The following is a 20,141-nucleotide window of genomic DNA, read 5'->3' on the forward strand; positions in this document are numbered from 1 at the left end:
ACCCTCCCTTAGGTCCTGATGGGATGACGAGATGGTAGCTTCCGGAGTTCGTCCGGCAAGGGCATAACCTGTCGAATGTGCCTGCGCCGTACCTGACCCTCACCTCCGTCGTCGAGCACGAGACGGAGGCGAAGCGCTCCCGGTTCATCTGCGCGCTGGCGCCCGCGCGCAGCGTCGAGGAGGCGGTCGCGTTCATCGGGGAGCGGCGGCAGAAGCATCCCGGCGCCACCCACAACTGCACCGCGTACGTCGTCGGGCAGCGCGTCCAGAAGGGCGACGACGACGGCGAGCCGGGCGGCACGGCGGGCACGCCGATGGTGCAGGCCCTGGTGGGCAGGGGGTTCAGCGACGTGGTGGCGGTGGTGACCCGCTATTTCGGCGGCACCCTGCTGGGGGCGGGCGGGCTGGTGCGGGCCTACGGCTCCGCCGTGACCGAGACCCTCGACCGGGCCGAGCCGGTGCGGATGGTGCCGGCCCGCGTCGTGCGCGTCGCGGTGGCCCACGACCAGGCCGGGCGGGTGGAGAACGACCTGCGCGCCTCGCGCCACCCGGTGCGCGAGGTGACGTACGCGGGCGAGGTCACCTTCGCCGTCTCCGTGGGCGAGGACGAGGTGGCGCCGTTCGCCGACTGGGTGGCGACGCTGACGGCCGGGCGGGCGCGCGTGGACGTGGGCGAGGAGATCCACGTCCCCGGCTGATCAGCCCTCCAGCGCGTACTGCATGACCCTGAACTTGGCCTGGGCCTCGGCCAGCTCGGCCGCCGGGTCGGAGTCGCCCATGATGCCGCCGCCCGCGAACAGGCGGGCCCGGCGGCCCTGCACGAGCCCCGAGCGCAGCGCGATGCCCCACTCGCCGTCGCCGTGGGCGTCTATCCATCCGACGGGCCCGGCGTAGCCGGCCCGGTCCATGCCCTCCAGCTCGCGGATGACCTCGATCGCGGTGGGGGTGGGGGTGCCGCCGACGGCGGCCGTCGGGTGCATGGCGGCGACCACGTCGAGGACGGAGGCCCCGTCGGCCAGCCGCCCGGTGACGTGGCTGGCCAGGTGCTGGACGTTGGGCAGCACCAGCAGCTCGGGCTCGTCCGGCGTCTCCAGCGAGGCGCAGAGGGGGGCGAGCGTCTGGCGGACCGAGGCGATGGCGCACTCGTGCTCGTGCCGGTCCTTGGGCGAGGCGAACAGCGCGGCCCCGCGGGCGAGGTCGTCGGCCGGGCCGGTGCCGCGCGGGGTGGTGCCGGCCAGCACGAGCGACTCGATCTCCTGGCCCGTACGCCTGATCAGCAGCTCGGGCGTGGCCCCCACCAGCCCCGCGACCGAGAACGTGTAGCACTCGGGATAGCGCCGGGCCAGCCGGGTGAGCAGCAGGCGCACGTCGATGGGCCGCTCGGCGGTGGCGACCAGGTCGCGCGCCAGCACGACCTTCTCCAGCTCGCCCTCGCGGATGCGCTTGGCGGCCCTGGCCACGACGTGCTCCCACTCGGGGGCGCTCAGGCTGCCGTCGCCGTAGCTGATGCGGCCGGGGTCGCGGATGGGGGAGAACGTCTCCAGCGGCGCGTCGCCGATCGTGGTGAGCCAGGCGTGGCCGTCGCGGCGGGCCAGCACGGCGCGCGGGACGACGAGAACGGAGCCGTGGGCGTCCTCGTCGAAGGTGAAGCTGCCGAAGGCGACCGGGCCGGAGCCGGGGGTGCGCACGGCGTCGTCGACGTGGGCGTCGCCGAACACGGTGGCCAGCCACTGGCGGGCCCAGGCGAACCGGCCCGGCCCCGGGGGCACGGCCACCCGTGCGGCCTGACCCCAGCCGACCAGGCCCTCGCCGTTCCTGACCCAGGCGTACGGGGCGGTCCTGGGCAGGGATGCCAGCAGGTCGCCCGGGTCGCCGACAGGGGTGGTGCGAACCGGTAGCGGGCGGGTTGTTCCGAGCGCGACACTCACCCAAGACACTCTATGCGGGAACTGAACACGTTCGACTCAGACCCCCGTGAATGCGAGGTTACGGTCAACGAACCCGGATAAAACCAGACGTTGAGCTGCATTTACCCCATCCCGATCGGGTCCGGGCTGTCAAGCGGCGATATGAAGTCGGTCCTGAAATCACAGACCTGGCCCGTATGTCATGGCCGGTCGCTGATCCGCTTCCTACCTTGGGTCCATGATCGGTCGCCTGGGCTCAGTCCTCGCCGCAACGCTGCTCGTCTCCGCCACAGGTCCGGCGCAGGCCGCCGCGGCCCAGTCCGTCCCCGAGATCATGGCCGCGCTCGGCGACTCCATCTCCACCGGCTTCAACGCCTGCGGCTTCTACGTCTCCTGCATCCCGCGCTCGTGGTCCTCCGGCGACAACCCCGGGGTGAACAGCCACTACCTGCGCCTGTCGGCCATGTCTGGAACGCTCCAGCAGCACAACCTCACCTTCGCCGTCCCCGGGGCCACCAGCGCCGACCTGCTCGGCCAGGTGCGCAAGGCCGTCGAGGCCAAGGCCGACTACGTCACGATCCTGATCGGGGCCCAGGACGCGTGCGTGCGCACCGAGCAGGCCATGACGCCCGTCGAGACGTACCGGCGGCGGATGGACGCGGCGCTGGCCGAGCTGCGGGCCGGCATGCCCGCGGCCCGGGTGTTCATCGCCAGCATCCCCGACGTGCGGCGGCTGTGGCAGGTGGGCAAGACCGTCCCGCTCGCCCGCACGTTCTGGACGGCCGGCCACATCTGCCAGTCCATGCTCGCCCAGCCCACCTCGACCAAGCGCGCCGACGTCGAGCGCCGCCAGCGGGTGCGGGCGCGGGTCATGGCCTACAACCGCGCGGCGGCCCAGGCGTGCGCCAGGTTCGGGCCCGGCTGCCGCACCGACGGGGGCGCGGTGTTCGCCTTCCCGTTCACGCTCGACCACGTCAGCAAGTGGGACTACTTCCACCCGAACATGGACGGGCAGCGGATCCTGGCCGAGCAGACGTTCGGGCACGGCTTCACCTGGGAGGACCCGCGCTAGCGGCCCAGTCAACGGCACTGGGCCAGCATCATCCTCTTGTCCGCCGCGGTGACGGGCACGTTGTACTTGAGCGCGACCTGCGCGAAGCGGGTGACGTACGCGCAGCGGACGCGCCGCTGCGGCGGTAACCAACTCGCCGGGCCGGAGGCGTCCTTCTGCTCGTTGGCGTAGCCGGCCACGGGCAGCAGGTTCAGCGGGTCGTTGGCGAAGTCGAGCCGCTTGGACATCCGCCAGCGCGGCGCGCCCATGCGCCACGCGTAGTTCAGCGGCACCACGTGGTCGACCTGCACCTCGTCCGGGTTGTCCTTGTGCCAGTGAATGGTCCGGCCGGTGTAGGGGTCGCTCAGCTCCATGGAGACGACCTCGCAGCTGGAGCCCGACCGGTATTTCACGTTCCGGCCGTCGCGGGCCAGCAGGTCGTCGCGGGTGCGGCAGCCATTGCGGGCGTACGGCACCCCGCTCGCGGTGTCGGCCCAGTTGTCGCCGTACCGGGTGCGCTCGTAGCCGGTGTTGGAGCCGAGCCCCTTGACGCGCACGCGTTTGATGAGGTCGCGTGCCTTGCCCTTGTCGGCGTCCGAGATGATGGGTGCCAGACCGGGCCGCGTCCCGCTGGTGTTGCCCAGCGGGCTGGTCGCCGTGGCCGGAGAGGTCTTGGCGCCGCCGACGAAGGAAACGACGATGATGGCTCCCGCTAGAAGGGCGATGGCGTCCTTCGTGCTCAAGCAGGCCTCCGAACATCAAAGGTTGTCTAGAGAAATTCCCGGCATCCGGTGTTTTGACACGGGGAGGGTTATGTGACTGATCGTCCGATCGACCCGGACGTCGATCTCCACATCCCGGAGCAGCGCGCCGAGCTGCACTGGCCCGTGCTCGCCGCGATCGCGGCCGGGGGCGCGCTGGGCGCGCTCGCGCGTTTCGGCCTGCAGTCGGCGCTGCCGTCCGGGCCGGCGGACTTCCCCTGGGCGACCTTCCTCATCAACGTGTCCGGGTGCCTGCTGATCGGCGTGCTCATGGTGATGATCACGGAGGTGCGGAAGGCGCACCGCCTCGTGCGGCCGTTCCTGGGGGTGGGGGTGCTGGGCGGGTACACGACGTTCTCCACGTACGCGGTCGACATCCAGCGGGCGGTCGCGGCGGGGGCGCCGCTGACGGGGCTGGTCTACCTGGCGGCCACGCTGGTGGCGGCGGTGGCGGCCGTGGTGGCGGGCATGTGGCTGACCAGGCGGATCGCCGGGATGCTGGCGGGCGTGCGATGACGGTGCTGCTCATCGTCCTCGGGGCGGCGCTCGGCGCGCCGCTGCGCTATCTCGCGGACCGGGCCGTGCAGGCGCGCCACGACACGGTGTTCCCATGGGGGACGCTGACGGTGAACGTGGCCGGCTCGGCGCTGCTGGGCTTCCTGGCCGCGCTGCCCGCCGCCGGCGGGGTGATGGCGATGCTGGGCACCGGGTTCTGCGGGGCGCTGACCACGTACTCGACGTTCGGGTACGAGACGGTGCGGCTGGTGGAGGAGGGCGCGCGCTTCCACGCGGTGGCCAACGCGGCCGCCAGCGTGGTGGCCGGGCTGGGCGCGGCCTACTGCGGGGTGGCCCTGGCGCAGGCCCTGTAAATGGTTCGCGGGTGCCGCCGCCGCGATGGCAGGATGGCCCGGCAACCGTCCGCCGACGATCAGGAGCATGAGATGCGGTGCCTCGGAATCTCCCAGCGCCCCATTGGCACGAGAGTTCCCGAGGACTTCCAGCACCGTGCACATCCTGAACATCGGCATCCTCGCGCACGTAGACGCGGGCAAGACCAGCCTCACTGAGCGGCTGCTGTTCGAGACCGGGGTCATCGACCGGCTCGGCAGCGTGGACGAGGGCAGCACACAGACCGACTCCGGCGAGATCGAGCGCCGTCGCGGGATCACCATCCGCACGGCCGTCGCCTCCTTCACCCTGGGCGACCTGCGGGTCAACCTGGTCGACACACCCGGCCACGCCGACTTCGTGGCCGAGGTGGAGCGCGCGCTCGGCGTGCTCGACGGCGCCGTGCTGGTGCTGTCGGCCGTCGAGGGCGTGCAGCCGCACACCCGGGTCCTGATGAAGACCCTGCGCCGGCTGCGCCTGCCTACACTGATCTTCGTCAACAAGATCGACCGGGCCGGGGCCAGGGAGCGGGAGCTGCTGGCCGACATCCGGCGGCGGCTCTCGCCGTACTGCGTGGCCCTGAACACCGTGCGGCACCTTGGCTCCAAGGCGGCCGCCACCGCCGGCGTCGCCTCGCCCGAGGCGGCGGCCGAGGTGCTGGCCGAGCGGGACGACGGGCTGCTGGAGCTGATCGTCGAGGGCAAGACGCCCGACTTCGGCCAGGTACGCGCCGCGCTGGCGCGGCAGTGCGCCGCCGGGCAGGCGCATCCCGTGCTGTTCGGCTCGGCGCTGACCGGGCAGGGCGTCGGCGAGCTGCTCGACGCCGTCCACCTGCTGCCCGCCGTCACCCAGCCGGCCGGGGACCCGGAGGAGGCGGCGCGGGCGACGGTGTTCGCGATCGAGCGCGCCCCGTCCGGGGAGAAGGTCGCCTACCTGCGGGTACGCGCGGGTGCGCTGCGAGCGCGCGAGCACCTCGCCTTCCACCGGGGACGCCACGCCTACGACGGCAGGCTGACCGCGCTGGCCGTCGCGGGCTCCCCCGGGCGGCGGCAGGCGGTGGCCGGGGACATCGTCAAGGTCTGGGGCGTGCCCGAGATCCGCGTCGGCGACCACCTGGGGGAGCCCGGGCCCGCGCACCAGGCCCATTTCACCCCGCCCAGCCTGGAGACCGTGGTCCGGCCCCGCGTCCCCGGCCAGGAGCCGCGCTTGCACGCCGCGCTGCTCGCACTGGCCGAGCAGGACCCGCTGATCGGCACCCGCACCCTGACCGGCGGCGAGACCTCGGTCCTGCTGTACGGGGAGGTGCAGAAAGAGGTCATCGGCGAGACCCTGGCCAGAGACTTCGGCGTCGAGGCGCTCTTCGAGCCGAGCCGGCCCGTCTACTTCGAGCGCCCGTCGGGCACCGCGGAGGTCGTCGAGGAGATCCAGCGCCACGGCCGCAACGAGTTCATGGCCACCGTGGGCCTGCGCGTCGATCCGGGGCCGAAGGGCTCCGGCGTCGGCTACCGGCTGGAGGTCGATCTCGGCTCGCTGCCGCTGGCCTACCACCGGGCCATCGAGGAGAGCGTGCGCCAGGCCCTGGGTGCGGGCCCGCACGGCTGGCCGGTCACCGACGTGCTCGTCACGGTGACCAGGACCGGCTACGCCCCGCCCCTCACGGTCGCGGCCGACTTCCGCGGCCGCGCCCGGGTCGTGCTCATGCGGGCGCTGCGGCTGGCGGGCACCACCGTGTACGAGCCGTGCCACCGGTTCGAGCTGGAGGTGCCGCCGGAGACGTTCAGCGCGGTCACCGCCAGGCTCGCCGCACTGGGCGGTGAGCTCCACGACACCGGCAGGCGCGACGACACCTGGGTGCTGGAGGGTGAGATCCCGGCGGCCGCGGTGCACGAGGTCGAGCGGCGGCTGCCGGGGCTGTCGCACGGAGAAGGGGTCTGGTGGTCCGCGCCGGCGGGTGATCGACCGGTCCGGTAGGTGGTATGTCGGGTTTCCTGGCTGGATGGGTATTAAGTGGCACAGTGCACCATTCCGGTGCGCATGTCCGTACAGGGGGGAATCCCATGGCAGACACGAAGAAGAAACCCGCCGCCAAGTCCGGCAAGTCGAAGAAGCAGGCCATCAAGACCAGCAGGCAGACCAAGGAGACGAAGCGGGAGACCCGCAAGTCGCCCTCCGGCGAGGAATGACCCGGACGGGGCAGCGGTGGCCCGGCTGCCCGGGCCGACGACCAGGCGGTCGCGGGGGGAAGTTCTTGGCCGCCGATCGGGACGACCGGGCAGTTGTGGCGAAATGTCTGACCCGGGTGATGTGATCTGACAGCCGGGGGCGCGCGCCCTCGGCTGTCGGCTCGACCAGGAGTGGCTCTCATGTCCGGCTACCTGCGCTTTCCCGCCGTCTTCCAGGACGTGGTCGTCTTCGCCGCCGAGGACGACCTGTGGATGGTGTCCGCCCAGGGCGGGCGGGCCTTCCGGCTGACCGCGGGGCTCGCCGAGGCGGGCTATCCGCGCATCTCGCCGCGCGGTGACCAGCTCGCGTTCGTCGGCCGCGAGGAGGGCCCGGAAGAGGTGTACGTCATGCCGTCCGACGGCGGCGCCGCCCGCCGGGTCACCTTCCACGGCGCGCGCTGCACGGTCACCGGCTGGGACCCCGAAGGGCGCATCCTGTACGCCAGCGACGCGGCCCAGCCGTTCGAGGCCCGCAAATGGCTGCACCGCGTCGAGCCCGGCGGGGTCCCCGAGCGGCTCCCGTACGGCCCGGCCAACTCGATCGCGTACGGGCCCGAAGGCATGATCGTGCTCGGCCGCAACACCGCCGACCCGGCGCGGTGGAAGCGTTACCGCGGCGGCACCGTCGGCGACCTGTGGATCGACCCGCGCGGCGACGGCGAGTTCCGAAGGCTGATCAGGCTGCCGGGAAACCTGGCCTCGCCCTGCTGGAGCGGCGGCCGGGTGTGCTTCATCTCCGACCACGAGGGCGTCGGCAACGTCTACTCGTGCGCCCCCGATGGCCAGGACCTGCGCAAGCACACCCACCACGACGACTACTACGCGCGCAACCTGTCGGGCGACGGGCACCGGCTGGTCTACCACGCCGGCGCCGACCTCTACCTGCTCGACCCGGGCGAGCCGGCGCACCGGCTGGACGTGCAGCTGGCCAGCTCCAGGACGCAGCGCAACCGCAGGTTCGTCGACCCCGCCGACTACCTCGACGGCGCCACCCTCAGCCCCGACGGCAGCGCGCTGGCCGTCACCGCGCGCGGCAAGGCGTACGCGATGGCCGACTGGGAAGGGCCGGTCACCCAGCACGGCTCGCCCGACGGGGTCCGCTACCGGCTCCTGACCTGGCTCAACGACGGCACGCGGCTGATCGCGGCGGCCAGCGACGACCGCGACGAGGAGCGGCTGGTCGTCCTCGAAGGCCACGAGGGCGGCGGCGGCACGGAGGTGGCCAGGCTGGGGCGGATCACCGCGCTCGTCCCCGACCCGGTCCACGACCGGGTGGCCGTCGTCAACCACCGCCACGAGCTGCACCTGCTCGACCTGGCCACCGGGCGGCCGGCGCTGGTGGAGGCCAACCCGCACGGCTCGCCCGAGGACCCGGCGTGGTCGCACGACGGGCGGTGGCTGGCGTACTCGAGCCCGCTCAACGCCCAGTCCAGCGCGATCAAGCTGCACCACCCCGAGACCGGGCGGACGCTGCAGGCCACGGAGCCGGTGCTGCAGGACTCGATGCCGGCGTTCGACCCGCAGGGCCGCTACCTCTACTTCATCGGCCAGCGCACCTTCTCGCCGGTCTACGACCAGCTCCAGTTCGACCTGGGCTTCCCGCTGGGCACGCGCCCGTACGCGGTGGCGCTGCGGGCGGACGCGCCCGACCCGTTCATGCCCCTGCAACGGCCCCTGGGGGAGGACGAGGAGGACGGCGACGAGCCGGAGCCGCTGCACGTCGACGTCGACGGGCTGACGCGGCGCGTCACCCAGTTCCCGCTGCCCGAGGGCCGCTACGAGAAGGTGGCCGGGCTCAAGGGCAAGGCGCTGATCCTGACCAGCCCGCTCGAAGGCGAGAGCTCGCTGCACCTGTTCGACTTCGCCAAGGGCAAGAAGGTGCACTTCGCCGACGGCGTCACCGACTTCGAGCTGGGCCGCGACCACAAGACGCTGCTCTACCGCGCGGACTCCAGGCTGCGGGTGGTCAAGGCGAACGAGGCGCCCGAGGACGAGGAGGCGCCGGGGCGGGAGAGCGGGTGGATCGACCTGTCGCGGATCAAGGTGTCGGTCTGCCCGGAGGCGGAGTGGCGGCAGATGTTCCGGGAGGCGTGGCGGCTGCAGCTGGAGAACTTCTGGAGCGAGGACATGGCGGGCGTCGACTGGCCGGCCGTCTACGACCGCTACCGTCCGCTGGTGGAGCGGGTCACGACCCGGGGCGAGTTCTCCGACCTGCTGTGGGAGCTGCACGGCGAGCTCGCCACCAGCCACGCCTTCGAGAGCGGCGGCGAATATCGTCCCGGGCCCGACTACACGCAGGGCAAGCTGGGCGTGGACTGGGACTACCGCGACGGCGTCTACCACATCCGCTCCATCGTGACCGGTGACCCGTGGGATCCGGAGGCGACCTCGCCGCTGAACCGGCTCGGTGTCGACGTACGTACGGGCGACGCGGTCCTGGCCATCAACGGCGCGCCCATAGGCGAGGCCGCGACCCCCAACGAGCGCCTGGTCAACCAGGCCGGCGAGGAGGTCGAGCTGACGCTGCGGCGGGAGGACCAGGTGTGCACCGTCACCGTGCGCGCCATCTCCGACGAGCGGCCGGCCCGCTACCGCGACTGGGTCAACCTCAACCGCGCCGAGTGCCACCAGCGCTCCGGCGGCCGGGTGGGGTACCTGCACGTGCCCGACATGGGGCCCGACGGGTTCGGGGAGTTCCACCGCGGGCTCCTGGCCGAGTACGACCGGCAGGCGCTCGTCGTGGACGTGCGCTTCAACGGCGGCGGCAGCGTGTCGGCGCTGCTGCTGGAGAAGCTGGCCAGGCGGCGGCTCGGCTACGACTATCCGCGGTGGGGCGACCCGGAGCCGTACCCGCCGGAGTCGCCGCGCGGGCCGCTGGTGGCGATCACCAACGAGTGGGCGGGCTCCGACGGCGACATCTTCAGCCACACCTTCAAGGTGCTGAAGCTGGGGCCGCTGGTCGGCAAGCGCACCTGGGGCGGCGTCATCGGCATCTGGCCGCGCCACCAGCTCGCCGACGGCACGGTGACGACGCAGCCGGAATTCTCCTTCGCCTTCGACGACGTCGGCTGGCAGGTCGAGAACTACGGCACCGATCCCGACATCGAGGTGGACATCACCCCGCAGGACTACGCCAGGGGCGTGGACACGCAGCTCGAGCGGGCCATCGACGTCGCGCTGGAGCTGCTGGCGGAGCGTCCGCCGCACACTCCCGATCTCCGGCATCGGCCGCGCATGCAACCTTAGTGACGTTACAGGCGTCTAAGGATCATAGGTGGGGAAAGCGCATAGGGGATGAACACGTGCACTCCGCCGAAGCGAGACAATAGGCCGGTGGCGAGATTCCTCGTCACCGGCCATGTGTGTTGAGACTTCTTCCGGGTGACAAAGGGGGATCTGTCAGGTGCGCGCATTGGCACGCAAGGGCAAGTCGGCGGTGCGCCGACTGTATCGGGGGTACAACCGGCGCAAGACGCTCAACGCGCCGCCGCCTTCGACGCGGAAGGTCCGCATTCTGCTGCTGCACGCGTACGGGATGGGGGGCACGATCCGGACCGTGTTCAACCTGGCCAGCTACCTGGCCAAGGAGCACGACGTCGAGATCGTGAGCATCCTGAAGGAGGCCGAGGAGCCGTTCTTCCCCATCGACCCGCGGGTGAAGTTCCGTTTCCTCGACGACCGGCTCAACCCGAGCGCCGACCCGCTGCGCGCGATGCTGTCGAAGATGCCGAGCCGGATCATCCCCAAGGAGGAGTCGGCCTACCACCGCTTCAACCTGTGGACCGACCTCAAGCTCGCCCGCTTCATCCGCTCGCTCGACACCGGCGTGCTGATGGCCACCCGCCCCGGTCTCAACCTGGCGGTGGCCCAGTTGGCGCTGCCCAACGTCATCACGATCGGACAGGAGCACGTGGCGCTCCGCACCCAGGCCGAGCCGATGCAGGAGCTCATCAAGTGGCGCTACCGCCGCCTCGACGCCCTGGTCACGCTCACCAAGGCCGACCTGCGCGACTATCGTGAGACGTTGCCGAAGAAGCCGAAGAAGCTGACCCGCATCCCCAACGCCGTGCCGCCGATGACGGGCGGCATCTCCAAGCTGGACGCCAAGGTCGCCATCGCGGTCGGCCGGATGACGCGCATCAAGGGCTTCCACCGGCTCATCACCGCCTGGGAGACGGTCGCCGCCGCCCATCCCGACTGGACGCTGCGCATCTTCGGCGCGGGGCCGCAGGAGGAGAACCTCGCCCAGCAGATCGCGGAGGCGGGGCTGCAGGGCAAGGTCGAGCTGCCCGGACCGACCTCCGACGTGGGGGCCGAGCTGGAGAAGGCGTCCGTCTTCGTGCTCAGCTCGCGTCACGAGGGCTTCCCGATGACGATCCTGGAGGCGATGGGCAAGGGGCTGGCGATCGTCAGCTTCAACAGCCCGCACGGGCCCAAGGAGATGATCACGGACGAGGTCGACGGGCTGCTGGTGAAGCCGCGGACCAACGCCAACCTGGCCTCCTCGATCATCCGGGTGATCGAGGACGAGCAGCTGAGGCGGGACCTGGCGGCGGGGGCCCTGGAGACGGCGCTCACGTACGACGTGGACGCGGTGGGGGAGAAGTGGGACGCGCTCCTCGACGAGCTCCTGGCCCGCCGCAACGGCACCTACGTCCGCCCCCAACCCGCCGCGGCCTCTCCCGCCCCGGGGCCGGACGCCCCGGCTTCTGCCTGAGGCGGCGCGGGCTCAGACGCCGGAGCCGGTGAGTTCCACCGGCTCCGCGATGACATCGACCAGCGCGCCGTTCCGATAGACGGTGATCGGTAACGGCTGCCCGATGGCGTCGGCGAACATCAGCCTTTGCAGGCTCTGCGCGTCCCCCACCGGGTTGCGCCCCGCGCTCAGCACGAGGTCGCCGGAGCGCAACCCGGCCCGGTGGGCGGGCGAGCCCGGCACCACCTCCACCACGCGCAGCGCCCCCGTCTGCCCGGTCCGCCGCCGCAGCGCGTCGGGCAGCGGCGCGGGCGAGGTCACCAGCCCCAGGAACGCCCGCCGTACCCGCCCGTCCCTGATCAGGGCGGCGATGATGGATCGGGTGGTGGCGTTCATGGGCACGGCGAGCCCCACCCCCACCCCGGCCACCGCCGTGTTGATCCCGACGACCCGCGCCTGCGAGTCGGCCAGCGCGCCGCCGGAGTTCCCCGGATTGAGCGCGGCGTCGGTCTGGATGACGTCCTCGATGAGCCGGACGGCCGACCCGCTGCGCGCGGGCAACGACCGTCCGAGCCCCGACACCACCCCGGCCGTCACCGATCCGGCCAGGCCGAGCGGATTGCCCACGGCCACGACGAGCTGTCCCACGACCAGCTCGTCGCTGTCGCCGAGCGTGGCCGGCGGGGGCGTGGCCGTCTGCGCCCTGATCACCGCCAGATCCGACAGCGGATCCCGGCCCACCACGATGAAGTCCCCCGAGCTCCCGTCGGCGAAGGCCACGGTGCCGTCCCGGGAGTTGCCGATCACGTGCGCGTTGGTCAGCAGGAACCCGTCGGCGGTGAACACCACCGCGGACCCGCTACCCTGGCCGGCCCGCACGCTGGCCACTTTCGGCAGCAACTCGGCCGCCACGGACGAGACGACGCGCGAGTAAGCGTCGAGTGGATCCGCCATCGTGCACTCCTTTGCTTACAGGATTACACGTTAACTCCACATGCGCCCGCGCGCATTCCAGGCGCTCGAGCATGCGGATCTCTATTGCCCGCGGCGGTGCCGTGGCAGCAGCAGGCTGACCGTCGCGATGGCCAGGCCGAGCCCGGCCGCCATGAGGAAGACCAGGTCGTAGCCGGCGGCGAGGGCGTCGACCGGGGAACTCCCGGCGGCCTCCGACGCGGCGGCCCTGGTGCCGGCGGCCGTCGCGAGCACCGCCAGCCCGATCGATCCCCCTGCCTGACTGGCGGTGTTGGCCAGGCCGCCGACGATCCCCGCGTCGCCCTCGGGAACGTCGGCGGTCGCCACCGCCATGAGGGTGGGGAAGGTCAGCCCGATGCCGACCGCGATGAGCAGGGTGGGGCCGAGCACGCCGGTGATGTACGCGCTGTCGGCGTGGCCCAGGGAGAGCCAGCCGAAACCGGCCAGGAAGCAGGCGCTGCCCGCCGTCACGAGGGGGCGCACACCCGTTCGCGGCAGCAGGGTCGCGGCCCATCGCGCGATCACCATGAACGTCACCGCCGCGGGTGTCTGCCCGAGCCCGGCCTGAAGCGCGCTGAAGCCGAGGACATTCTGCAGGAACAGCGACGAGAAGTACCACATCGCGATGGCGATTCCACCGAACAGCAGCAGCATGCCGTTCCCGACGGCCACCCCCCGGATCCTGAACAGCCGCAGCGGCACCATCGGCTGGCCGGCGAAACGCGCCTCCACCACGACGAAGACGCCGAGCAGGAGCAGACCCGCCACCACCGGCCCGGCGACCGGCGCGGACGTCCAGCCATGATCGGCGCTCCGCATGACCCCGTAGATCAGCGCCGCCAGCCCCGCCGTCCCGGTGACCGCGCCGAGGAGGTCGAGCGATCCCCGCCGGCCGGTTCTCGTTCCGGCCAGCGACATCATCGCCACGACGATCAGCACCGCGCCGATCGGCAGGTTGATGAGGAAGACCCACCGCCACGACAGGCCGGTGGTGATGGCACCGCCCGCGAGCGCGCCGACCATGCCTCCCACACCGCCCGAGGCGGACCACGCGCCGAACGCCTTGGCACGCGCGTTCGGCTCGGTGAAGGAGGTGTTGATCACGGCCAGCGTCGCCGGGGCCATCATGGCGGCCCCGATACCCTGCGCGACCCGGGCCGCCACCAGGACCTCCGGCGTGGTCGCCAGGCCGCCGGCCAGACTCGCGACGGAGAACGACAACAGCCCGGCGACCAGCATCCGGCGCGGGCCGAACAGGTCGGCGGCGCGGCCCCCCAGCAGCATGAAACCGGCGAAGCTGAGCAGATATCCGTTCACCACCCAGGCCAGTCCGGTCGCAGTGAAACCGAGTTCCTCGCGGACCGAGGGCAGGGCGACGTTCACGATGGACGCGTCCAGGATGACCATGAACTGGCTGGCGCACGCCAGCGCCAGGACCAGCCAGGGGAGGCCGGTGTACGGCCTGGCCCGCTGGGACGCGTTACTGGTATTTGTCATGACTCGCTGCTCGAGGTCGTCGCGGCCACGCTTTCGCGTACGGCGGCGTGGCCGTCCCCCAGCAGCCGGATCGTGATCCGGGCCAACCGCCGCCCCTGGTACCTGGCCGCTTCCAGCACCGCGGCGTCCGGCCCGGCTCCGTTCGGGCCGGTCACCAATGACGTGCCGTACGGGTTGCCCCCGGCGCCGTACACGACCGGATCGGTGAACCCGGGCGGCACGATCAGCGCCCCCCAGTGGTAGAAGACGTTGCTCAGCGACAAGATCGTGGCCTCGCTGCCGCCGTGCCGGTTGAACGCCGAGGTGAAGGCCGTCACCGGCTTGTCCGCCAGCACGCCTTCGCGCCACAGCCCGCCGGCCTGGTCGATGAACTGCTTGAGCTGCGCGGCCGGCGCCCCGAACCGCGTCGGCGTCCCGAACGCGAACGCATCCGCCCACGCCAGATCCTCCACCGAGGCCTGGGCGATCGAAGCGGCGACGTCGGCGTGCCGTCGCCACCGCGGGTCCTGGTCGATCGCGCTGTCGGGCGCCAACTCGGCCACCCGCCGCAGCCGTACCTCGGCCCCGGCCGAGGCGGCACCCTCGGCGACGGCCTGCGCGAGCGCGTACACGCTGCCTGTCGCGCTGTAGTAGATGACGGCGACCTTCACGGTCATGCCCGGCTCCTCGCTGTCGTGTTAAGATTAGTTATGCAGATAACTATTATCTGCATAACTAATCTGTCAAGGAGCGCCCATGGACTTCGAGCAAGCCGACGCCCTCAACCAGGCCATCCGCCTGCTGAGCCTGCGCCACCGGGCCAGGGCCGCGGCGCTGCTCGCCCCGCTCGGCCTGCACCCGGGTCAGGAGGCGCTCCTGCTCGAGCTCGACCGGACCGGCCCGAGGATCCAGGCCGAGCTCAGCGAGGCGCTCGGCTGCGAACCGCCCAGCGTCACACTCATGACCCGCAAGCTCGAAGCCTCCGGCCACATCCGCCGCAAGCCCGCCCCCTCCGACAGGCGCGCCAGCATCGTCGAACTCACCGACAGCGGCCAAGCTCTGGCCGACCAGGTCAAGCAGCTCTGGTGCGCCCTGGCGGAGGAGACCGTGACCGGCCTGCCCGCCGAGACGGTGGCGGCACTACCCGGCATCCTCAACACCTTGACCGGCAACGTGGACACCAGAGCCCACCGCCACGCCCACGCCCGCCGTCCCGGACCGGGCAAGCCCGACCAGCGCTAACGGGTGCTGCAGCTGGGATCCACCCACATCTGAGCTCATGTTCTCGTGGGCGAACCGTGGGCGCCGCATCATCGGCAGGCCGGCTTACCTACCCATGCGGCACCACGAGCTGGGTCAGGTCCACGCGGCGGGTCACCCCCAGCTTCGGGTACGCCTTGTACAGATGGTGACCGACTGTGCGGGGGCTGAGGAACAGCCGGGCCGCGATCTCCCGATTGCTCATGCCCGCCGCCGCCAGCCGTACCACTTGAAGCTCCTGGGGCGTGAGCCGGGCGAGCGGGTCGAGGGCCCGGGGGTGGGCCGAGGGCCGCTCGCCCAGGGCGGACAACTCCGCGCGGGCCCGGCTCGCCCACGTCCGGGCGCCGAGCCGCTCGAAGGCGCCAAGCGCGTCGGCCAGCTGGTCCTTCGCCTCGGTGTGGCGGCGATGCCGGTGCAGCCATCCCCCGTACGCCAGCCGGGTCCTGGCCGCGTCGTACCGGCGGGGGTCGCGCTCGTGCAGTTCCAGCGCGGTCGTGAAGTGCCCGGCGGCGGCGTCCTCGTCGGCCAGCAGCGCCGCGCAGCGGCGGGCCAGCGCGATGGCGTGCGGCCGGCCGGTCTGCTCGGCCCAGTCGGACAGGGCGGGCAGGTGGCGGGCGGCCTGCTCGGGGAGCCCGGCACGTACGGCCGCCTCGACATGATCGGGTACGGCCCTGATGAGGAAGTCGTGCCGGGCCGGGCCGCCGCACACCTCGTCCAGCCGGGCCGCGGCCTCGTCGAACCGGCCGCCGGCCAGGTGGAGCAGGCCGAGCGCCCACGAGGCCAGCGCGGCGTCGGTGGGGTGCCTGGTGCGGTGCTCCAGCACGCCGGCGGCCAGCGAGCGGCACGAGATCTCGTCGCCGCCGACCGCGGCCAGCCATGCGGCGATCGCGTTCAGCACGACGACCTGCAGGTCCTGGCCGAGGTCGGTGGCCAGGGAGACGGCCTCGGTCACGCCGGCGTCGGCGTCCATGAACCGGCCGCGCAGCAGCTGGACGATCGCCAGGGGTTCGAGCACGTACGTCAGGCGGCCCACCGTGCCCTGCTCCCGCACGTCGGCGACCAGCGACTCCAGCACTTCCGTGGCGATCTCGTCCTCGGCCACCAGCATCCCGGCGAACCCGGCGACGAGCCGCTCCACGAACCCGTCGGCCTTGCCCTGCCTGGCGGCCCCGGCCAGCTCGCGCATGGGCGGCACGCCCGCGTCGGGCCGGCCGTCGTACAGGTGCCGGAACCCGATGAGTCCTGCCACGACCGGTGCCCCGGTTTCGACGGTCTCCAGGAGGGCGGCGCACTGGCGTACCAGGTCGTGGTCGCCGGCGTCGCGGGCGTACCAGACGGCTTCGGTGAGGATCGACACGGCCCGCTCGGGGTCGGTGGCGGCGATGGAGGTGGCACCGTCCAGCGCCAGGGCGGCGGCGACGGCGGGCGAGCCGCGCTCGTACTCGACCTGAGCACGGATCCACGCCGCCTCGGCCGTCAGCGACGGGTCACGAAACGGGCGTGCGGGCTGGTCGGCGGGTTGCGGAGCCCGGCCGGCCGGCCCAGCATTGCGGTTGGCCAGCCCCAGGGCCCGATCGACCGAGCCAGTGGCCCGGTCGGGCATCCCCGCGGCCTGGTCAGCCAGTTCGACGGCGCGATCGGGGAGGCCCGCTTCGTAGGCGGCGCGGGCGGCGGCGATCAGCCGCCAGGGCCGGCGCGTCTCGTCGGTGCTGAGCTGGGCGGCGCGTTCGAACGCGCTCATCATCGCGGTCACCCCGCCCCGTCGGCCGGCCCGGCGGGCGGCCCGCTCCAACTCGGCGGCGACCTCCTCGTCCGGGCCCGGGGTGGCGGCGGCCAGGTGCCAGACGCGGCGGTCGGCGTCGTACTCGCCGTCAAGCGCCCGTGCGAACGCCTCGTGGACCTGAACCCGCCCGGCGTGCGGGGCGACCTGGTAGGCGGCGGCCCTGATCAGCGGATGCCGGAAGGTCACGCTGCCGCCCGGCGACAGCCCGTCGGACAGCACAACCAGCCGGGCCCGCTCGGCAGGCTCCAGGTCGGCCGCGGAGACGCCGAGCAGCGTGCCGACCCGCAGGATCACCGGCAGGCTCCCCGTGTCGTCGGCCGCGGCGATCAGCAACAGCAGCCGCGTCGCCGCAGGCAGGCCGGCGATCTGCGCCTGGAAGGCATCCTGGACGTGGCCCGCGGCGGGCAGCAGCGGCGCGGAACGGTCGTTGTCCTGCAGGGCGTTGAGCATGGTGGCCAGCTCGATCACGGCGAGCGGGTTGCCGCGCGACTCCGCGAGCACGCGCTCGCGCAGCGGCCCGGCCAGGCCGCGCGCGTGCGCGTCGAGCAGCGACGTGGCGCTCTCCTGGTCCAGAGCGGAGAGCCGGAGCACGTCCAGGCCCGGCACGGGCGTGGCGAACGACACCGACGCCGAGTCGCCGGCGAGAGGGACGGGGCGGACGCAGGGCCCCGCCTGGCATGGCGGAGCGTCCCCGTCCCCGCTCCTGCCCGTGAAGATCATCGCGATGGGGTCGGCGTGCAGCCGCCGGGCGGCGAACAGCAGCGCGTCCAAGGACGCCCGGTCGAACCACTGGGTGTCATCGATCAGGCACGCCAGAGGGCGATCGCCGCTCAGCTCCGACAGCAGCGACAGGGCCGCCGCGCCGATCAGGAACCGGTCGCCGACCGTCGCCTCGTCCAGCCCGAACGCCGTCCGCAGCGCCGCCGCCTGCGGGCCGGGCAGCGTGCCGAGCCGGTCGAGGTACGGACACAGCAGCAGGCGCAACCCCGCAAAGGGCAGTTCGGCCTCCGACTCGATGCCGACGCCACGCAGCACCCGCAGATCGGCCGCCGCGGCGGCGGCATAGTCGAGCAGCACGGTCTTGCCGATCCCGGCCTCACCCGTGATCAACAACACTCCGCGGCGGCCCGCACGGGCGCTCGCGAGCAGATCGTCGATCCGGGCCCGCTCGGCGATCCGCCCCAGAACCATGCGGAAACAGTAACCCACGCCACTCTCGGAACGATCTCTCCACGCGGACGTGTCCCTGGAGCGGCACAAAGGGGCGAACTTTCTGGCAAGCCCAGTGCCGATCGAGGCCCGCGGATCATGAGTCGGCTCGGTTAAGTGCCGCTCAGCGTTGTTTGTATCGCTGCGGCTGGGATTCTCCCCGCCGTCGTGCTGTATGGCGTACACCCGCCATTCGTACGGTGTCCACCGTGGCAGGCACGTTGACCATGGTCGACAGGCCGCCGTAGCTGTGCGCTCGCAGCCCGCAACCTTCATTACAGATCCTCGCCGCGCTGGCCCGCGCGCTCCGGCTGACCGATGACGAGCGCGATCACCGAGACTCCGGCGCACATCACCAACGACATCGGCGACCTGCTCGCCCGCAACCAGATGGCGGATGCGCTGCTCGGATGCCTGTGCTCGGTTCGTGAACAGGAGGACCTCCACAAGGTGGAGGTTGCTCCGCGTGCCCGGCCACGACGACTTCGGCGCTAGTCAGGTTCCAGCCTTCGCCTGGAACCGGGAGGCCAACCGATCATGCACGGTGACGGGTCACAGGAGGACTGCGCGTCGCCTGCGGTGGATCCGGATGGCTTTCGGCCGCGTACGCGGGTTGTGGTGCGGCTCCACTCCGTCGCGCTCACGTGACCTGTCGCCACATGGACGCGAGCGGTGCCCACTCATCGAGTTGGGCGAGCATCTGTGACTCTGTCCTGGCCGGGAGTAGGAGCAGGCACCGGTCCAGGCCGGCGTCGGCGAGCGTGTCGAGTAGTCGCCCGTCCGGCGGGGTGTTGAACACCGTGATCGGGATCCGTCCCCGGCCGGTGTCGGCGGCACGCCGGCGTAGTGTCACGGCACGCTCGCTCAGTTCGACAGCGTCCGCGAGCCCTTCGCATTGCGGGAACCAGCCGTCGCCGAACGCCAGAACCCGATCCTCGGCGCCCGGCCCGTTACCGCCGACCAAGACCGGTGGATGCGGCCGCTGGAGCGGCTTGGGCCAAGACCAGATCGAGTCGAAGTTGACGTACTTTCCATGGAACTCGGCCTCTTCATCGGTCCAGATCCGGCGCATCGCCTGCACTCGTTCGGCGAGCAGCGCCATCCGGGTGCGGGGGTCGGTGCCGTGGTTGGCCAGCTCCATGCGGTTCCAGCCGGCGCCGACGCCGAAGAGAAGCCGGCCGCCGGACAGCCGGTCAAGGCAGGCGACCTGCTTGGCCGTCACGATCGGGTCCCGTTGCGTCACCAGGCACACCCCGGTGCCGAGCTTGAGAGTGCGGGTGACCGCGGCGACCGCGGACAGCGCCACGAACGGGTCGTAGGTTTCGGCATAGGGCCGGGGGGAGCTCCCGTCCGGCCGCCGACTGTGCACGGGGATGTGGGTGTGTTCCGGAAAGAACAGTGACTCGAAACCGCGTTCTTCGATCGCGCGACCGATCGCGGGCGGCTCCATGCCATACGCGCCGGCGAAGGTGGTGATCCCAATATCCACGCCGTCAATCTAGAGGAGGATCGCCGCGTCGGAAACACATTTCATGGCCCGCCCGGTGTCTCGCCACACTCGCGACAGGACGCAACCCGAACCGGCAGATCTGCGTAGGTGCCCGACGGGAGCCACGCTGATCTGCCTCTATGGAGGGTGACGGGGCGAGGCCTTGCTGGGAGGTCTGCTCCGTTGCAGTGATCGACGTGTGGCGTCGGTTCTCAGGTACCGGGTTGACTCCTGGGGGAAGCTCGGGTCGGCGAACTGGTTCATGACGTTCGCCTCGATCCTGGACACCAGGGCGGGGCGTGCCCTTCAAATGTCCGGAGAATGTCCTACGGTTCCACGGGCGAAGATGGCTGAATGGCAAATGCATATTCGACCCTACATCACGATAAAGTCGTCCCTGCATAATAGGAAATAGGGAGCAACTTTA

Annotated in this window: 17 protein-coding genes; 10 read left to right on the plus strand and 7 right to left on the minus strand. The window is 71.7% G+C overall.

What is annotated here, in order from left to right; genetic code table 11:
* Nucleotides 1-77 precede the first annotated feature (77 nt).
* Nucleotides 78-698 carry a YigZ family protein gene (locus ACIHFD_RS32570; RefSeq protein ID WP_355377622.1) on the plus strand — a complete coding sequence of 207 codons (621 nt, stop codon included), beginning with the start codon at nucleotides 78-80 and terminating at the stop codon, nucleotides 696-698.
* On the opposite strand, the gene ACIHFD_RS32575 is transcribed toward ACIHFD_RS32570, so the two are convergent.
* On the minus strand, nucleotides 699-1,928 hold the full coding sequence (locus tag ACIHFD_RS32575) for an isochorismate synthase (RefSeq protein ID WP_363969631.1): 1,230 nt from the start codon (nucleotides 1,926-1,928) through the stop codon (nucleotides 699-701).
* 217 nt (nucleotides 1,929-2,145) lie between these two features.
* Between ACIHFD_RS32575 and ACIHFD_RS32580 the strand changes: the two genes are divergently transcribed.
* Complete coding sequence (locus ACIHFD_RS32580) at nucleotides 2,146-2,979, plus strand: GDSL-type esterase/lipase family protein (RefSeq protein ID WP_397370131.1); 834 nt, start codon at nucleotides 2,146-2,148, stop codon at nucleotides 2,977-2,979.
* Nucleotides 2,980-2,987: 8 nt separating this feature from the next.
* On the opposite strand, the gene ACIHFD_RS32585 is transcribed toward ACIHFD_RS32580, so the two are convergent.
* Nucleotides 2,988-3,701, minus strand: a complete 714-nt coding sequence (locus ACIHFD_RS32585; protein ID WP_397370132.1) for an HNH endonuclease family protein — start codon at nucleotides 3,699-3,701, stop codon at nucleotides 2,988-2,990.
* Nucleotides 3,702-3,773: 72 nt separating this feature from the next.
* Here ACIHFD_RS32585 and crcB (ACIHFD_RS32590) point away from each other — a divergent pair, with 72 nt between their 5' ends.
* From crcB (ACIHFD_RS32590) to ACIHFD_RS32615, 6 genes are all read left to right on the plus strand, one after another.
* Nucleotides 3,774-4,235 carry a fluoride efflux transporter CrcB gene (crcB, locus tag ACIHFD_RS32590; RefSeq protein ID WP_397370133.1) on the plus strand — a complete coding sequence of 154 codons (462 nt, stop codon included), beginning with the start codon at nucleotides 3,774-3,776 and terminating at the stop codon, nucleotides 4,233-4,235.
* Nucleotides 4,232-4,588, plus strand: a complete 357-nt coding sequence (gene crcB, locus ACIHFD_RS32595) for a fluoride efflux transporter CrcB (RefSeq protein ID WP_397370134.1) — start codon at nucleotides 4,232-4,234, stop codon at nucleotides 4,586-4,588. Before crcB (ACIHFD_RS32590) ends, crcB (ACIHFD_RS32595) begins: the two co-directional genes overlap by 4 nt.
* 136 nt (nucleotides 4,589-4,724) lie before the next feature.
* Nucleotides 4,725-6,578, plus strand: a complete 1,854-nt coding sequence (locus ACIHFD_RS32600) for a GTP-binding protein (protein ID WP_397370135.1) — start codon at nucleotides 4,725-4,727, stop codon at nucleotides 6,576-6,578.
* A gap of 86 nt (nucleotides 6,579-6,664) precedes the next feature.
* A complete protein-coding gene (locus ACIHFD_RS32605) occupies nucleotides 6,665-6,790 on the plus strand; it encodes a hypothetical protein (RefSeq protein ID WP_350731994.1) in 126 nt (41 codons plus the stop codon).
* Nucleotides 6,791-6,970: 180 nt separating this feature from the next.
* On the plus strand, nucleotides 6,971-10,075 hold the full coding sequence (locus tag ACIHFD_RS32610; RefSeq protein ID WP_397370136.1) for a PDZ domain-containing protein: 3,105 nt from the start codon (nucleotides 6,971-6,973) through the stop codon (nucleotides 10,073-10,075).
* Between the two features lie 157 nt (nucleotides 10,076-10,232).
* Nucleotides 10,233-11,546 (plus strand): glycosyltransferase family 4 protein, encoded by a 1,314-nt coding sequence (locus ACIHFD_RS32615; RefSeq protein WP_397370137.1) that lies wholly within the window; start codon nucleotides 10,233-10,235, stop codon nucleotides 11,544-11,546.
* Between the two features lie 12 nt (nucleotides 11,547-11,558).
* Here ACIHFD_RS32615 and ACIHFD_RS32620 read toward each other — a convergent pair whose 3' ends face one another.
* The 3 genes from ACIHFD_RS32620 to wrbA all read right to left on the minus strand — a co-directional run bounded on the left by ACIHFD_RS32620 (nucleotide 11,559) and on the right by wrbA (nucleotide 14,650).
* Nucleotides 11,559-12,479, minus strand: coding sequence for a S1C family serine protease (locus ACIHFD_RS32620; protein ID WP_397370138.1), 921 nt, complete (start codon nucleotides 12,477-12,479; stop codon nucleotides 11,559-11,561).
* Nucleotides 12,480-12,560: 81 nt separating this feature from the next.
* Entirely contained in the window at nucleotides 12,561-13,994 is a 1,434-nt protein-coding gene (locus tag ACIHFD_RS32625) for an MFS transporter (protein WP_397370139.1), read from the minus strand.
* Nucleotides 13,991-14,650, minus strand: a complete 660-nt coding sequence (gene wrbA, locus ACIHFD_RS32630) for an NAD(P)H:quinone oxidoreductase (protein ID WP_397370140.1) — start codon at nucleotides 14,648-14,650, stop codon at nucleotides 13,991-13,993. Before wrbA ends, ACIHFD_RS32625 begins: the two co-directional genes overlap by 4 nt.
* 79 nt (nucleotides 14,651-14,729) lie before the next feature.
* Here wrbA and ACIHFD_RS32635 point away from each other — a divergent pair, with 79 nt between their 5' ends.
* Entirely contained in the window at nucleotides 14,730-15,215 is a 486-nt protein-coding gene (locus ACIHFD_RS32635) for a MarR family winged helix-turn-helix transcriptional regulator (protein WP_397370141.1), read from the plus strand.
* A gap of 88 nt (nucleotides 15,216-15,303) precedes the next feature.
* Here ACIHFD_RS32635 and ACIHFD_RS32640 read toward each other — a convergent pair whose 3' ends face one another.
* Nucleotides 15,304-18,207, minus strand: a complete 2,904-nt coding sequence (locus ACIHFD_RS32640; RefSeq protein ID WP_397370143.1) for a helix-turn-helix transcriptional regulator — start codon at nucleotides 18,205-18,207, stop codon at nucleotides 15,304-15,306.
* Nucleotides 18,208-18,543: 336 nt separating this feature from the next.
* Here ACIHFD_RS32640 and ACIHFD_RS32645 point away from each other — a divergent pair, with 336 nt between their 5' ends.
* Nucleotides 18,544-18,720 (plus strand): hypothetical protein, encoded by a 177-nt coding sequence (locus ACIHFD_RS32645; protein WP_397370144.1) that lies wholly within the window; start codon nucleotides 18,544-18,546, stop codon nucleotides 18,718-18,720.
* A 145-nt stretch (nucleotides 18,721-18,865) separates the two neighbouring features.
* Here the strand turns inward: ACIHFD_RS32645 and ACIHFD_RS32650 are convergent, their stop codons facing one another.
* A complete protein-coding gene (locus ACIHFD_RS32650) occupies nucleotides 18,866-19,714 on the minus strand; it encodes an LLM class F420-dependent oxidoreductase (protein ID WP_397370146.1) in 849 nt (282 codons plus the stop codon).
* Nucleotides 19,715-20,141: the final 427 nt, after the last annotated feature.

The sequence above is a fragment of the Nonomuraea sp. NPDC051941 genome (assembly GCF_044593615.1).